Genomic DNA, 14,635 nt, shown 5'->3' with positions numbered 1-14,635 from the left:
CGGTGGCGTTTCCGGCAGATCAGGGCGGTCAGCCGCCGTTGACCTCGGTGGCGATCCGGTCGCCGATGTTCTTGTCGATGTTGCGCCAGTACTGCAGCGCGCGGTCCAGTACGGGCCTGCTCACGCCCTTGAGCAGGTGCCCGGAGACGTTGGAGACCAGACGGGCGCGCGCGGCGTCGTCGAGGACCTGGCGGACCATCGTGCCCGGCTGGCCCCAGTCGTCGTCATCGCGGCGCAGCTTGTAGGCCTCGCGGACCATCTCGCCCGCCGTCTCCCAGCCCGCCGGTTCGCCGAAGCGCGCGGTGTCGGCGGCCGGGCCGCCGTAGGAGTTCGGGGCGTACACCGCACCCGTACGGGCCGGCTCGTAGCGCATCGGGCCGTCCTTCGCGTACGAGGCGAGCGGCGAGTGCGGCCGGTTGGGCGGGAGCTGGGCGTAGTTCGGGCCGATGCGGTACCGGTGGGTGTCGGGGTAGGAGAAGAGCCGGCCGAGCAGCATCTTGTCCGGGGACGGGCCGATGCCGGGGACGAGGTTGGAGGGCTCGAACGCGGCCTGCTCGATGTGGACGAAGAAGTCCTCGGGGTTCTTGTTGAGCGTCATCCGGCCGACCTCGATCAGGGGGTAGTCGCCGTGCGGCCACACCTTGGTCAGGTCGAAGGGGTTGAAGCGGTAGTCCGGGGCGTCCTCGAAGGGCATGACCTGGACGTTCATCGTCCAGGAGGGGGCGTTGCCGCTCTCGATGGCCTCGAACAGATCGCGGCGGTGCTTGTCGGCGTCCGAGCCCGCCAGCTCGTCCGCCTCGGCCTGGGTGAGGAAGTCGATGCCCTGGTCGGTCTTGATGTGGTACTTGACCCAGAACTTCTCGCCGCCCGCGTTCACCCACATGTAGGTGTGCGAGCTGTAGCCGTTCATGTGGCGCCAGGTCTTCGGGATGCCGCGGTCGCCCATCAGCCAGGTGACCATGTGCGCGGACTCCGGCGACAGCGTCCAGAAGTCCCACTGCATGTCGTTGCTGCGCAGCCCGGTCTGCGGGTGGCGCTTCTGGCTGCGGATGAAGTCCTGGAACTTCTGCGGGTCGCGGACGAAGAAGACGGGGGTGTTGTTGCCGACCAGGTCGTAGTTGCCGTGCTCGGTGTAGAACTTCAGCGCGAAGCCGCGCGGGTCCCGCCAGGTGTCGGGGCTGCCCTGCTCGCCCGCCACGGTCGAGAAGCGGGCCAGCATCTCGCACCGCTTGCCGGGCTGGAACAGATCGGCCTTCGTGAACTGGCTGACGTCATTGGTGACTTCGAAGACGCCGTAGGCGCCGCCGCCCTTGGCGTGCACCACCCGCTCGGGGACCCGTTCGCGGTTGAACTGGGCCATCTTCTCGATCAGGTAGTGGTCCTGAAGCAGGATGGGGCCGTCCGGGCTGACGGTGAGCGAGTGCTCGTCGCTCTCCACCGGGATACCGGCGTTGTTGGTGGTGTACGGGACCTGTTGCGCGGAGTCGGTCATGGGACGCCTCCCATCGCGGGGGAATGCGGGATCGTGAGGGCATCGTTCCGCCTGCCCTCCACCCCAGCAGTCAACCCCGCCGACGACCTGTCGGCAACAGGAGTCTGGACACTGTCCAGAACTTCACCGTGCCGAGGGACGGGCCGTCTGGTGGTACGGACAATCCCCCTTTGTCAGTGTATGGCGGATGCCTTCAGTGCCCGCCTGCCGCCGTACCGCCTGCCGCCGGGCCGCCGTACCGCCTGCCGCCCCGGCCGTCGGCTCAGCGCGCATGGCCCGGCAGCGCCAGCTCGAACCACACCACCTTGCCCGTGCTCAGCCGGGTGGCCCCCCACCGACGGGCCAGCCTGTTCACCAGGTACAGCCCCCGGCCGCCCTCGTCCGAGGGCCGGGCCTGCCGCAGCCGCGGCAGCTGCGGCACGTCGTCGCCGACCTCGCAGCGCAGCACGTCCGTACGCAGCAGCCGCAGGGTCACCGGCCGCTCCGCATACCGCACGGCATTGGTGACCACCTCGCTGACCAGCAGCTCCACGCTGTCGGTCAGCTCCTCCAGCCCCCAGCGGGTCAGCGCCCGCCGCGCCAGCCGCCGCGCCTGCCCGGCCGTCTGCGGGCGCGGGTCGAGGAACCAGTACGCCACGTCGCTCGGCGCGATGCCCTCGAAGCGGGCCGCGAGCAGCGCGATGTCGTCGTCCCGGTCGCCGGGGCCGAGCATGCCGAGGACCTCGTCGCACAGCGGCTCCAGGGGCGGCGGGTTCGGACCGGTCAGCCGGGCCGTGTCGATCAGCCGCTCGCGCAGCTGCTCTATGCCCGTCCACACGTCCCGGATCCGGGACTCCACCAGGCCGTCCGTGTACAGCAGCAGCGTCGCCCCGGCGGGCGCGTCCAGCTCCACGGCCTCGAAGTCCACCCCGCCCACGCCGATCGGCGCGCCCGGCGGGACGCGCAGCACCTCGGCCCGGCCGCCGCGGTGCAGCAGGATGGGCGGCGGATGGCCGGCGTTGGCGATCACGATGCGGTGGGCGACCGGGTCGTACACCGCGTACAGGCAGGTGGCCATCCGGTCGCTGCCCAGGCGCTGCGCCTGCTCGTCGAGGTGGTGCAGCACCTCGGCCGGAGGCAGATCGAGCCCCGCGAGGGTCTGCGCGGTGGTGCGCAGCTGACCCATGATCGCGGCGGAGGTCATGGAGTGCCCCATGACGTCGCCGACGACGAGCGCCACCCGGTTGCCGGGGAGGGGGATCGCGTCGTACCAGTCGCCGCCGACGCGGGCGGTCTCGGCCGCCGGGAGGTAGCGGCTGGCGAGCCGGACCCCGGTCGGCTGGGGGAGGGAGTCGGGGAGCATCGTGCGCTGGAGCTCGTCCGCGATGTAGACCTCGCGGCCGTAGAGCACGGCCTTGTCCACACCGAGGGCGGTGTGGGTCGCCAGTTGGGCCGCGACCAGGAGGTCGTCGCCCTCGAAGGCGGCCCGGTCCGCCCGGCGTATGAACACCGCCGCGCCGATCACGCGGCGGCGGCCGCGCAGCGGCGCGAGGATCGTGCGGTGCCGGTCGGGGACGTCCTGCTCGTCGCCCAGCAGCTCGGGGAGCGCCGCCCGGGCGGCGGAGGAGTCGCCGAATACGGGCCTGACCCCTCGCAGCACCTCCGCGAGCGGCCCGCCTATCCGTACCTCACAGCGCTCGGCCGCGCCGCCCGCGAGGTCGGGGACGGGCTCGGCGCGGTCCTGCGGCGCGTCCGGGTCCTCCAGGCCGCGCACGTGCTCGGGCAGCTGGTCGGTGCGGCGCAGCCGCAGCACGACGGGCCCGACGGGCCGCTCGTCGCCGACCGGCAGCGGGTCGCGCAGATAGACGAGGATGGCGTCCGCGAAGGTCGGCACGGTCGCCCGGCACAGCCCCAGCACGATCTCGTCCAGGTCGATGCCGCGGGCGATCCGCCGGGTGGCGGCGCCCACGAACCGCAGCCGCTCCCCGCCGGTCGTCCCGGCGTGGCCCTTGCCGGCGCCCCCGTCCGCGCCGCCGGAAGCCGGTCTTTCGGGGCCGTCGCCGACGATGTCGGGCACGGCGGTGCCCCGGTCCGTACCGCCCTGTGCGGCGGCCCCACGGGCCGCCTCCGGGCCGCCGGGGCGGGGGACGGCCGGACGGGGCGCGCCAGGCTCCGGGTGCGCCTCACCGCGCGCCCTGGCGCGTGGGGCCGCGGCCGGTGCGCCGGGCTCGCGCGCCGGGCGCGGCGGGGCCGGCTCGGGGCCGTCGTGGCCGGGGAGCCGGCCGAGCGCGGGGGACTCCGCGCGGCGCGTGCCCTCCGGCTCGTCCGCGACCGCCCGGGCGCGGCCCGGTTCCGGGGCGGGGACAGCGGACTGCCGGACCTGCGCGGTCCGCTGTCTTCCGTGGGAGTTGGGATGCTCCGTCACGTGTGGGGTTCCATCCGTCGGGGCCGTACGCCCAATCGCAGGGGGCGCACCGTGGATCAGGCGCGTCGCAGATTGAGGAAGAGCTGGATCTCGGGTGGTACGTCCGTACTCGCGGGGGCGTACGCCGGCGAGCTCTCCCCGCTGATCTCGAAACCCGTCTCGCGCACGACCTGGCGCAATTCGTCCCGCAGGTAACCGGATACCCGGATCGTGTTGCCCAGGAACGGAATCGCGAAGTCGTCCACGTCCGCTTCCACCATCGAGAGCGCCAGCAGCCCCCCGGGCCTCAGCATTCCGTACAGCATCCGCAGCGCGTGCGGGATTTCGGGACGCGGCAGCATCAGCAGGGCGAAGAAGGCGGCGATGCCGTCGAAGGTGCCGAGTCGGCCGTCGCGCAGCTCGGCCATGTCGCCGAGCAGGAATTCGGCGCCGGGGACGTTGTCGCGGGCGAGCTTGAGCATGCCGGGCGAGAGGTCGACGCCGACGACGTGGTGGCCCGCGTCGGTGAGCTGGCGGGCGGTCGGCAGACCCGTGCCGCAGCCGAGGTCGAGGATCCGGGAGCCGGGCGGCAGCTCGGCCCCCAGCCAGGCACCGGCCTCGAGCTGGCCCTCCTTGTGCGGGAAGGCGTCGTCGTAGCGGACGCCGATGTTGTCGAACGCCTCGGCCTGTCCGCTGCGGTCCAGCCCTAACCGGGCGTAACCGTCGTAGTCCCGCTCGTCGTCACCGCTCACGGCTCCGCCCTTTCTGCGACTGTCGTGTGTGACCAGGTGTCACATGCCGTGCTCTGATCGTGCCGTGCTGCTGTGCAGTATCGCGGAGGCCGATCCTACGGTTGTCCCACGGGGAGACATCAAGCGGTTCACGCGCCGAGCCGCGCCGGGGTGCGGTCCCAGTCGTCCGGGAGCGTCGGCACCGTCCACGCCGGGTCGGGCCGCCAGCCCTCCCAGCCGGCGGCGAACGGCGCGCCCCAGGACTCGATCCGCTCGACCGCCGCGCGCCCGGCCGCCCGCACCCGCTCGGCCTGGGCGGTGGACATCAGACCCGCCCGCTGTGCCTGCGCGAACTCGTCCTCGTCCTTCCATTCCCAACTGCGGTCCGGGTAGACGGCGATGTCCAGGAAATGGTCCTCGGAATCCACTCCGCCGCCCCACCGGGCGAGGGGCTCCTCGAGGTTCACGTACCAGTTCTTGAACTGCCAGCCGGGATCCCAGAAGAGCCAGACCGACCAGGCCTCGCCGGGCCGGGCGAGCTTGAGGACGCCGGTGCCGAACCAGCGGGACGTGGTGGTGGTCCGCGGCTTGGTGTAGCGGGTGGCCAGCGGCTCCCGGTGCACGGGGGTGCCGTCGGCGAGCAGCGGTTTGACGCAGTCGGTGCCGGGGGCCATCCAGACGGCGAGCAGGTCCTCGGTGTCCTGGACGACGGTCACCGGGCGGCAGATGTGGACGCTGTCGGTGGCATTGCCCCGATAGCGCCAGAGGATGTGGTCCCCCGGCGCCCAGGGGGCGCTGCCTGCCGTGCCCGTCGATTCCACCGAGTCCGCTGTCATGCGCAGATCTTAGGTGCCGCGGCCACCGATGCGCCGTGACGTGCGCCGCAAAAGGTCCGGTCCAAGCGTCCGGGTTGACGCCTGGCGCGGGGACATCGTGGCAGGTGGGGGCCAGGGGCGGGGCATCCGCGGCCCGTCCGGTGCCGCGGCGGGCTGTTCCCTCGTCAGCAGTCCGCGATCCGCCCCGCCGCCGTGCGGGGGTAACCTCCGCGCCCCGGCCGGCGCTCCCTCGGTGTCACGAAGGGCGCGTCATGCGCAGCACGTCGAGAGCCTCGTCGAGCTGCTCCAGCGTGAGGAGACCGCGTTCCACGTAGCCGCCGTCCAGCACGGCCTGGCGAACGGTCTTCTGCTCGGCCAGTGACTTCTTGGCCACCTTGGCCGCTTCCTCGTATCCGATGTAGCGGTTCAGGGGGGTGACCACGGAGGGGGAGGACTCGGCGTACGTGCGGGCACGCTCGGCGTTGGCGGTGATGCCGTCGACCGTGCGGTCGGCGAGCAGCCGGGAGGCGTTCGCGAGCAGGCGTACGGACTCCAGGAGGTTCTTCGCCATGACCGGGAGCATCACGTTGAGCTCGAAGTTCCCCGCGGCGCCCGCCGTGGCCACGGTCGCGTCGTTCCCGACCACCTGCGCGGCCACCATCAGGACGGCCTCGGGAACCACCGGATTGACCTTGCCCGGCATGATCGAGGAGCCCGGCTGGAGGTCGGGCAGGTTGATCTCGGCGAGACCGGTGCGCGGACCGGAGGCCATCCAGCGCAGGTCGTTGGCGATTTTGGTGAGGCCGACGGCGATGGTGCGCAGCTGGCCGCTGGTCTCCACCAGACCGTCGCGGGCCCCCTGCGCCTCGAAGTGGTCGCGGGCCTCGGTCAGCGGCAGACCGGTGGTGCGGGCCACTTCGGCGATGACGGCGGCCGAGAAGCCGGGCGGGGTGTTGATGCCGGTGCCGACGGCCGTGCCGCCGAGGGGCAGTTCGGCCAGCCGCGGCAGCGAGGAGCGCAGCCGCTCGACTCCGTAGCGGACCTGGGCGGCGTAACCGCCGAACTCCTGACCAAGCGTCACCGGGGTGGCGTCCATCAGGTGGGTACGGCCGGACTTGACGACCTCCGCGAACTCCGCGGCCTTGCGCTCCAGCGCCGCGGCGAGGTGGTCGAGCGCCGGGACGAGATCGCCGGTGACGGCCGCCGTCGCCGCGATGTGGATGCTGGAGGGGAACACGTCGTTGGACGACTGCGACGCGTTGACGTGGTCGTTGGGGTGCACGTCGCGGCCGAGCCGCTCGGTGGCGAGGGTCGCGAGGACCTCGTTGGTGTTCATGTTGGACGACGTGCCCGAGCCGGTCTGGAAGACGTCGACGGGGAAGTGGTCGTCCCAGCGGCCCTCCGCGACCTCGGCGGCGGCCGCCTCGATGGCCTCCGCGACGTCCTTGTCGACCACGCCCAACTCGGCGTTGACCTTGGCCGCGGCTGCCTTGATCCGGGCCAGCGCCTCGATGTGCGAGCGCTCCAGCCGCTGTCCGCTCAGGGGGAAGTTCTCCACCGCCCGCTGCGTCTGGGCCCGCCATTTGGCGTGTGCGGGGACGCGGACCTCTCCCATGGAGTCGTGCTCGATCCGGTACTGATCACTGTCGGTCATCGTTGCTTACCTCCTGACAAACACAGCGTTTGTCTTGTTCACCGTGTTCCCAAAAGCACTTACCGGCTAGTAAATACCGCGAGTAACAACTGAAACCGGGGAGGCTTCATGACACGCAGACCCACCCTGCGCTGTACCCTCGCCGCCGTCGCCGCGTTCGCCGCGGCGCTCGGCGGGGTGGCCGCGACCGGGCCCACCGCGCAAGCGGACCCGCGCACCACCGCCTCGACCCCCCTCGCGCCCGAGCTCGAGAAGGTCCGCGCCGCCGAGGCCACGAAGCTCTACGGCAGCGCGGCCGAGCGGCCGATGGCAGAGCGCAAGACATCGCTCCTCTCGCTGGGCGACAGCGAGATCTCCGGCGAGGGGGTCGGCACCTACGAGCCCGGCACCAACGGCCCCGACAACTGGTGCCACCGCTCGCCGGACGCCGCCATCCACCGCACGGGGATCCCCGCCGACGTCACGTACAACGTCGCCTGCTCCGGCGCCTACACCGGCAACATCCGGATCGGCGGCAGCAAGCAGTACGCGGACGAGCTGGTCCAGAGCGACAACCTCGCGGTCAAGGCCCGCAACACGCGCGTCAAGATGGTGCTGCTGGTCGCGGGCGCCAACGACGACCTGCAGTTCGGCCCCGTCATCACCGACTGCGTCACCCGCTATCTGACCCTCCAGGGCCCCTGCGAGCCGAAGTACGCCCCCGGCTGGCAGGCCCGCGTCGACGCCCTCGTGCCCAAGGTCGAGCAGACCGTACGGGACCTGCGGACCGTCATGAAGGACGCCGGCTACGCCGACGGCGACTACAAGCTCGTCGTCATGGGCTACCCGAGCCCCATCGGCCCCGACATCGAGGACAACCCGGACTTCCCCGGCAAGCTCCCCGGCGGCTGCGTCGGCCACACCTCCGACTCGGCCTGGGGCCGCAACACCGCCGTGCCCGCCTTCGAGCGCGGCATGCGGCGCGTCGCCAGGAACACCGGCGCGCTCTACCTCGACAACTCCCGCCTCTTCCACGGCCACGAGGTGTGCATGGAGGACACCTGGGCGCGCGGACTCTACGTCGACCTCGCCAATCCCTTCCCGCCCAACGCGAACTCCGTACGGCAGTCCTTCCACCCCAACGCGCGCGGCCACGGTGCCTTCGCGTCCTGCCTCACCCAGCTCTACCGGTCCGGTCACCGGGAGGCGGGCTGCGCGGACCCGGCGAGCACGGGGACGCCCGCGCTGTACCCGGGCGGCTGGGACGACGCATACCGGCCACTGAAGAACGCGGCGACGGGCGCGTGCGTGGACGCCTACGGCGCGGCTTCCGCCAACGGCACACAGGTGGGCGGCTGGCCGTGCGGCGGCAGCCGCAACCAGGAGTGGTGGTACGACGCGGGGCAGAAGTCACTGCACTCCGCGCTGACGCACGACCGGTGCGTGGACGTACCGTCGGCGAAGTACACGGCCGGTACGGCGGTGGTGCTGTGGAACTGCCACGGTGGCGGGAACCAGCAGTTCGTACGGTCCGCCGAGTCGATCCGCCCGGTGGCGGCGCAGGACCTGTGTCTGACGCTGGGGTCGGCCGAGGACGCTCTGCGTCTGCAGAAGTGTGACGGTGCGGCGAACCAGCGCTTCGCGTAGGAGTCCCCACCCCGCCCCTTCCCGTAACCGGGGCTCCGCCCCGGACCCCGGTCCTCAAACGCCGGACGGGCTGACAATCCAGCCCGTCCGGCGTTTGAGGACAAAGGGAGCTGCGGCGAAGCCCCGAAGCCCCGCAGGGTTACGGCTGGCGCACCGGAATCGCCGTGAACGTCGGCGCCGGGGCCGGGTCGACGAAGAAGTCGTTGCCCTTGTCGTCCACGACGATGAACGCCGGGAAGTCCTCGACCTCGATCTTCCAGACCGCCTCCATGCCGAGCTCCTGGTACTCCAGGACCTCGACCTTCTTGATGCAGTCCTGTGCCAGGCGCGCCGCCGGGCCGCCGATCGATCCGAGGTAGAAGCCGCCGTGGGCGTCGCACGCGTCGGTGACCTGCTTGGAGCGGTTGCCCTTGGCGAGCATGACCTTGGAGCCGCCCGCCGCCTGGAACTGGTCGACGTAGCTGTCCATGCGGCCGGCCGTGGTCGGGCCGAAGGAGCCGGACGCGTAGCCCTCGGGGGTCTTGGCCGGGCCCGCGTAGTAGACCGGGTGGTCCTTCAGGTACTGCGGCATCTCCTCGCCCGCGTCCAGCCGCTCCTTGATCTTCGCGTGTGCGATGTCGCGCGCCACGACCAGCGGGCCGGTCAGCGAGAGCCGGGTCTTGACCGGGTGCTTCGTGAGCTCGGCGAGGATCTCGTCCATCGGACGGGTGAGGTCGATCTTGACGACGTCGGCGGAGTCGCCAGCCTCGGTCAGGTGGTCGTCCGTGGTGTCCGGCAGGAAGCGCGCCGGGTCGGTCTCCAGCTGCTCGAGGAAGACGCCCTCGGCGGTGATCTTCGCGACCGCCTGCCGGTCGGCCGAGCAGGAGACGGCGATGGCGACGGGCAGCGAGGCACCGTGGCGCGGCAGCCGGACCACGCGGACGTCGTGGCAGAAGTACTTGCCGCCGAACTGGGCGCCGATGCCGATCTTCTGCGTCAGCTCGAAGACCTTCTCCTCCAGCTCCTTGTCACGGAAGCCGTGACCGGTGGGGGAGCCCTCGGCGGGCAGCTCGTCGAGGTAGTGCGCGGAGGCGTACTTCGCGGTCTTGAGCGCGAACTCCGCGGACGTGCCGCCGACGACGATCGCCAGGTGGTACGGCGGGCACGCGGCGGTGCCCAGCGAGCGGATCTTCTCCTCCAGGAACTTCATCATGGAGGTCTCGTTGAGGACCGCCTTCGTCTCCTGGTAGAGGAAGGACTTGTTGGCCGAGCCGCCGCCCTTGGCCATGAAGAGGAACTTGTACGCGCCGCCGTCGGTCGCGTACAGCTCGATCTGCGCGGGCAGGTTCGAGCCGGTGTTCTTCTCGTCCCACATGGTCAGCGGGGCCATCTGCGAGTACCGCAGGTTGAGCTTGGTGTAGGCGTCGAAGATGCCGTGCGAGAGGGCCTTCTCGTCGCCGCCCTCGGTCAGCACGTTCTGGCCGCGCTTGCCCATGACGATCGCGGTGCCGGTGTCCTGGCACATCGGCAGCACGCCCGCGGCCGCGATGTTCGCGTTCTTCAGCAGGTCGAGCGCGACGAACTTGTCGTTCGGGGACGCCTCGGGGTCGTCGAGGATCCGGCGCAGCTGCGCCAGGTGCGCCGGGCGCAGGTAGTGCGAGATGTCGTGCATCGCCTCGGCGGCCAGCTTCCGCAGCGCCTCCGGCTCGACCTTGAGGAACGTACGGCCGTCGGCCTCGAAGGTGCTCACGCCCTCGGCGGTCACCAGACGGTACGGCGTGTCGTCCTCGCCCAGGGGCAGGAGATCCGTATAGGCGAACTCAGACTGGGCAGACATTGCGGCGATTCCTCACTGGGCAGGCAACGGTGGCTGGCATCCTCGACAGCGCCCTCCAGCCTAGGACGCTCCGCCGGTGACCGGTTGGTGAGGTAAGGCTCACTTCGCGGCGCACCGCGCGGACCCGCCCCCGTACGCCCCTGTCGCGATCTATCGCGTTTGGTTAAGGTGACGGCCGTGGACGAGTCTGCCGAAAAGCCGGTGTCACTGACCAAGGGCGCGGAGCCCGCCCCCGCGCTGCGCGCCTCCGATGCGGACCGGGACCGGACCGCGGACATCCTGCGCGAGGCGCTGGCGGAGGGGCGGCTCACCGCGGAGGAGCACGCCGAGCGGATCGGCGCGGTGTACGAGGCGAAGACCCACGCCGAGCTGGAGCCGCTGGTGCGCGACCTGCCCAAGGGGCCGCGCCCCGCGCCGGCGGGCCCGCTCCCGTACCCGTACCCCGTCGCGTCGGCCGCCGCCGAGAACCTCGTCGCCGTCTTCGGTGGCGCGGCACGCAAGGGCCGCTGGCGGGTCGGGCCGCGGACGAACGCCTTCGCGCTGTTCGGCGAGGTGGAGATCGACCTGTCCGAGGCGCTCTTCACCCAGCGGGAGATCGTGATCAACGCCACCGCCGTCTTCGGCGGCGTCGACATCAAGGTCCCGGAGAACGTCTCGGTGCGCTCCGCCGGCACCGGCGTCTTCGGCGGTTTCGACGTCCGGACCCACGAGGCCGGCGAGCCCGACGCCCCGGTCGTGCTGGTCACGGGCTTCGCTCTCTTCGGCGGGGTGGAGGCCAGGCCCCGGCGCGGCAAGCGGATCAGGAACCTCCTCGCGCGCGGCTGATCACAGGGCCTGATCACAGGGCCTGATCACAGGGCCTGAGCACAGGGCCTGATCACACGGCTGATCGCGCGGCTGATCACACGGCCCGTGAGACCCCCGAGGGCGTCGGCCGACGGGCACCGGCGGGAGCGCTGCGCGGCTTATCGCGTTCCGGTCATGACAACGGTGTGAATAAGAGCGCGCACAGCGGGTAAAGCTTGGTGCATCGTCTCTCGTACGGCTGCGGGTGCGAATGGTCGTGCGCAGTGAGACGGGCAAAGGTGACTCAATCGGCCCAGCAAAGCCGTCGTCAGGAGTAGACCGTGCTGCTACCGCATCAGCCCCGGCAGGAAGCCGCCGTACCGTCTCAGCGGATCGCCGCTCGGGATCAGGCCGGCCCCTGGCATTCGGAGGCGGTGTGCCGCCGGGATGAAGCCGGATTGTTCTTCGCACCATCCAAGGAACCCACGGCCGCGCGCCTGTCACGGGAAGAGGCCGCGAAACGCGTGTGCGCCCGCTGCCCGGTGATGGTCGCCTGCCGGGAGCACGCGCTGCTCCAGCCCGAGCCTTATGGGGTGTGGGGCGGACTGACCGCGGCCGAGCGCAGGGTCGTGCTCGCGAGGCGTCGGCGGCGGGACGCGGAGCTCCAGCGTTCCGCGCGGGTCGCCGCCGCGGGCTGAGCGCGGACACACACGGGCCGGGCCCCGCCGGAATCACGGCGGGGCCCGGCCCGTTGTGCGCGGGGGTCGGCCCGGATCAGCTGGGGCGCTCGAAGTCGACGGTGCTGTACGCGCGCAGCTTCGACAGCCGGTGCGTGGAGTCGATCTGCCGGATCGTGCCGGACTTGGAGCGCATGACCAGCGACTGCGTGGTCGCGGTCTCCGCGCGGTAGCGCACGCCGCGCAGCAGCTCGCCGTCGGTGATGCCGGTGGCGACGAAGAACACGTTCTCGCCGCTGACGAGGTCGTTGGTGTGCAGGACCTTGTCGAGGTCGTGGCCCGCGTCGAGCGCCCGCTGACGCTCCTCGTCGTCCTTGGGCCACAGCTTGGCCTGGATCGTGCCGCCGAGGCACTTGATCGCGCAGGCCGCGATGATGCCCTCGGGCGTGCCGCCGACACCGAGCAGCAGGTCGATGCCGGTGCCCTCGCGGACGGCCATGATCGCGCCGGCCACGTCGCCGTCGGAGATGAACTTGATGCGGGCGCCGGCCTCGCGGATCTCCTTGACGATGCCGTCGTGGCGCGGGCGGTCCAGGACGACGACCGTCACGTCCTCGGGCGAGGAGTGCTTTGCCTTCGCGACGCGACGGATGTTGACCGACACGGGGGCGTTGATGTCGACGTAGTCGGCCGCCTCGGGGCCGGTGACCAGCTTGTCCATGTAGAACACGGCGGACGGGTCGAACATGGAGCCGCGGTCGGCGACGGCCATGACGGAGACGGCGTTGGCCATGCCCTTGGCGGTCAGCGTCGTGCCGTCGACCGGGTCCACGGCGACGTCGCACTCCGCGCCGGTCCCGTCGCCGACCCGCTCGCCGTTGTAGAGCATCGGGGCGTTGTCCTTCTCGCCCTCGCCGATGACGACGACACCGTTCATGGAAACGGTGCCGATCAGGGCCCGCATGGCCTTGACCGCGGCGCCGTCGGCGCCGTTCTTGTCACCGCGGCCCACCCAGCGGCCCGACGCCATGGCGCCCGCCTCGGTGACCCGGACGAGCTCGAGTGCGAGGTTGCGGTCGGGGGCCTCGGGGCTGACCTCGAGCTGGGACGGCAGGTGATGATCGGTCATCGGAACGCACCTTTCTGTACGGCGACGGCCGTGGGACCTCTGTCCCGTAAGGGCCAGGAGGGTGAGGGTGCTGATGACTTTATCGGTTCATTGCGAGAGTGAGCAGAGCGCCCCACGCATGAGCGGCGTCAAGGCGGGCGATGCGGTTGCGAACGATGGCCGGATGACGCGCGCCGCGCATCCGGCATGCCGCCGGCGTCTTGCCCGTCGCCCGCCGCCGCGCGCCCGGCCGGGCACCGCCGTCAAGATCGGCCGGGGCATGGGGGACGATAGGGGGCGTGGCAGGTAGGAACGGTAAGACGCAGACCATCCGGAACATGATGCTGTCGATGGCGGTGGTCATCCCCGTGGCGGTAGTCAGTTATCTCTTCATCCCGCACAACGAGGACCACGACCCCATCAAGACGGTCGGCTACCGCGTGGAGCTGGACCAGGCCCGGCGCGCGGCGCCGTACGCGGTGGCGGCGCCCGAGGGGCTGGCCAAGGACTGGCGCGCGACCTCGGTCTCGTACCGGGCGCGCACCGAGGACGGCACGGTCTGGCACCTGGGCTTCCTCGACCCGCAGCGGCAGTACGTCGCGGTCGAGCAGAGCGACGGCCCGGCGCGCGGATTCATCAACACCGTCAGTCAGCGGGCCGAGAAGACGGGCAGGACGGAGCGGGTGGGGAACGCCACCTGGCAGCGCTACGAGGGCGAGAAGTACAACGCCCTGGTGCGCGAGGAGCGCGGGGTGACCACCGTGGTCACGGGCACCGCCTCGCACGAGCGGCTCATGGAGATGGCCGCCGCGCTCAAGGCCGAGAAGGCCCCGAAGGCCGGGGCACCTGGCTCCGGGCCTTCGAACTGAGCGCGACGGCCATCGGCCCGTCCGCCTGGGGGGTAGGCGGACGGGCGAGGGTCTGCCGTCGGGGGGAGACGGTCAGACGGTCGTGACGACCTGGTCGTAGGCCAGGCGCGGCGAGCGGGGGTGGCTGGCGTCGACGCCCGGCTTGCCGATGTTGATCACCATCAGCGGCGTGTGGTCGTCGTCCAGGAACTCCTTCTGGACGCCGGCGAAGTCGAAGCCGGTCATCGGGCCCGCGGCCAGACCGGCGGCGCGGATGCCCAGGATGAAGTAACCGGCCTGGAGGGCGCCGTTGAGCGCGGCGGAACCCTCACGGGCGGGGCGCTCGGAGAAGAAGAGGTCCTTCGCCTGCGGGAAGTGCGGCATCAGGTGCGGCAGCTCCTCGTGGAACTCGTTGTCCGTGGCGAGGATCGCGACCAGCGGCGCGGTGCGGGTCTTGGGGCGGTTGCCCTCGGCCATGTGCGACACGAGGCGCTCGCGGGCCTCCTCGGAGCGGACCAGCACTACGCGCAGCGGCGTCGAGTTGAAGGCGGTCGGCGCGTACTGGACCAGGTCGTAGATGGCCTGGACCTGCTCGTCGGACACCGGCTCGTCGGTGAAGGTGTTGGCCGTGTGGGCCGCACGGAAGAGCAGGTCCTGGGCGGCGGCGTCGAGTGCGAGAGTCATGAGGACCACTGTACG

12 protein-coding genes are annotated in these 14,635 nt (G+C 71.3%); 4 read left to right on the top strand and 8 right to left on the bottom strand.

Annotated features, from left to right (window positions below; genetic code table 11):
* Positions 1 to 28: 28 nt before the first annotated feature.
* The 5 genes from FHS38_RS10395 to FHS38_RS10375 form a co-directional block, all read right to left on the bottom strand.
* On the bottom strand, positions 29 to 1,492 hold the full coding sequence (locus FHS38_RS10395; protein WP_184733093.1) for a catalase: 1,464 nt from the start codon (positions 1,490 to 1,492) through the stop codon (positions 29 to 31).
* A 262-nt stretch (positions 1,493 to 1,754) separates the two neighbouring features.
* A complete protein-coding gene (locus tag FHS38_RS10390) occupies positions 1,755 to 3,896 on the bottom strand; it encodes an ATP-binding SpoIIE family protein phosphatase (RefSeq protein WP_184733091.1) in 2,142 nt (713 codons plus the stop codon).
* A gap of 56 nt (positions 3,897 to 3,952) precedes the next feature.
* Positions 3,953 to 4,627 (bottom strand): class I SAM-dependent DNA methyltransferase, encoded by a 675-nt coding sequence (locus tag FHS38_RS10385; RefSeq protein ID WP_184733089.1) that lies wholly within the window; start codon positions 4,625 to 4,627, stop codon positions 3,953 to 3,955.
* Between the two features lie 128 nt (positions 4,628 to 4,755).
* Entirely contained in the window at positions 4,756 to 5,442 is a 687-nt protein-coding gene (fomD, locus tag FHS38_RS10380) for a cytidylyl-2-hydroxypropylphosphonate hydrolase (protein WP_184733087.1), read from the bottom strand.
* Positions 5,443 to 5,677: 235 nt separating this feature from the next.
* A complete protein-coding gene (locus FHS38_RS10375; RefSeq protein ID WP_184733086.1) occupies positions 5,678 to 7,075 on the bottom strand; it encodes a class II fumarate hydratase in 1,398 nt (465 codons plus the stop codon).
* Between the two features lie 108 nt (positions 7,076 to 7,183).
* Here FHS38_RS10375 and FHS38_RS10370 point away from each other — a divergent pair, with 108 nt between their 5' ends.
* Positions 7,184 to 8,701 carry a ricin-type beta-trefoil lectin domain protein gene (locus FHS38_RS10370; protein WP_184733084.1) on the top strand — a complete coding sequence of 506 codons (1,518 nt, stop codon included), beginning with the start codon at positions 7,184 to 7,186 and terminating at the stop codon, positions 8,699 to 8,701.
* A gap of 139 nt (positions 8,702 to 8,840) precedes the next feature.
* On the opposite strand, the gene FHS38_RS10365 is transcribed toward FHS38_RS10370, so the two are convergent.
* Entirely contained in the window at positions 8,841 to 10,517 is a 1,677-nt protein-coding gene (locus FHS38_RS10365) for a fumarate hydratase (RefSeq protein ID WP_184733082.1), read from the bottom strand.
* Between the two features lie 177 nt (positions 10,518 to 10,694).
* Here FHS38_RS10365 and FHS38_RS10360 point away from each other — a divergent pair, with 177 nt between their 5' ends.
* Both FHS38_RS10360 and FHS38_RS10355 read left to right on the top strand, forming a co-directional pair.
* Positions 10,695 to 11,342 (top strand): DUF1707 SHOCT-like domain-containing protein, encoded by a 648-nt coding sequence (locus tag FHS38_RS10360; RefSeq protein WP_184733080.1) that lies wholly within the window; start codon positions 10,695 to 10,697, stop codon positions 11,340 to 11,342.
* A 302-nt stretch (positions 11,343 to 11,644) separates the two neighbouring features.
* A complete protein-coding gene (locus FHS38_RS10355; RefSeq protein ID WP_130879671.1) occupies positions 11,645 to 12,001 on the top strand; it encodes a WhiB family transcriptional regulator in 357 nt (118 codons plus the stop codon).
* 76 nt (positions 12,002 to 12,077) lie between these two features.
* Here the strand turns inward: FHS38_RS10355 and glpX are convergent, their stop codons facing one another.
* The gene (gene glpX, locus FHS38_RS10350; protein ID WP_184733078.1) at positions 12,078 to 13,109 is read right to left on the bottom strand and encodes a class II fructose-bisphosphatase; all 1,032 of its coding nucleotides are present in this window, start codon (positions 13,107 to 13,109) and stop codon (positions 12,078 to 12,080) included.
* Positions 13,110 to 13,387: 278 nt separating this feature from the next.
* Between glpX and FHS38_RS10345 the strand changes: the two genes are divergently transcribed.
* Complete coding sequence (locus FHS38_RS10345) at positions 13,388 to 13,957, top strand: DUF4245 domain-containing protein (RefSeq protein ID WP_184733076.1); 570 nt, start codon at positions 13,388 to 13,390, stop codon at positions 13,955 to 13,957.
* A 72-nt stretch (positions 13,958 to 14,029) separates the two neighbouring features.
* Here the strand turns inward: FHS38_RS10345 and FHS38_RS10340 are convergent, their stop codons facing one another.
* Positions 14,030 to 14,620: a malonic semialdehyde reductase gene (locus FHS38_RS10340; RefSeq protein WP_184733074.1), complete on the bottom strand. Its 591-nt coding sequence runs from the start codon at positions 14,618 to 14,620 to the stop codon at positions 14,030 to 14,032.
* Between the last annotated feature and the right edge of the window lie 15 nt (positions 14,621 to 14,635).

Source organism: Streptomyces netropsis (genome assembly GCF_014203545.1).
GTDB lineage: Bacteria > Actinomycetota > Actinomycetes > Streptomycetales > Streptomycetaceae > Streptomyces > Streptomyces netropsis.
Note: the sequence above shows the minus strand (reverse complement) of the source record. Positions and strands in the feature narration are given on the sequence as shown.

Coding starts and splice junctions, on each gene's coding strand:
- FHS38_RS10395 (WP_184733093.1), bottom strand. CDS start 1,492: ATGACCGACTCCGCGCAACAGGTCCCGTACACCACCAACAACGCCGGT.
- fomD (WP_184733087.1), bottom strand. CDS start 5,442: ATGACAGCGGACTCGGTGGAATCGACGGGCACGGCAGGCAGCGCCCCC.
- FHS38_RS10375 (WP_184733086.1), bottom strand. CDS start 7,075: ATGACCGACAGTGATCAGTACCGGATCGAGCACGACTCCATGGGAGAG.
- FHS38_RS10370 (WP_184733084.1), top strand. CDS start 7,184: ATGACACGCAGACCCACCCTGCGCTGTACCCTCGCCGCCGTCGCCGCG.
- FHS38_RS10365 (WP_184733082.1), bottom strand. CDS start 10,517: ATGTCTGCCCAGTCTGAGTTCGCCTATACGGATCTCCTGCCCCTGGGC.
- glpX (WP_184733078.1), bottom strand. CDS start 13,109: ATGACCGATCATCACCTGCCGTCCCAGCTCGAGGTCAGCCCCGAGGCC.
- FHS38_RS10340 (WP_184733074.1), bottom strand. CDS start 14,620: ATGACTCTCGCACTCGACGCCGCCGCCCAGGACCTGCTCTTCCGTGCG.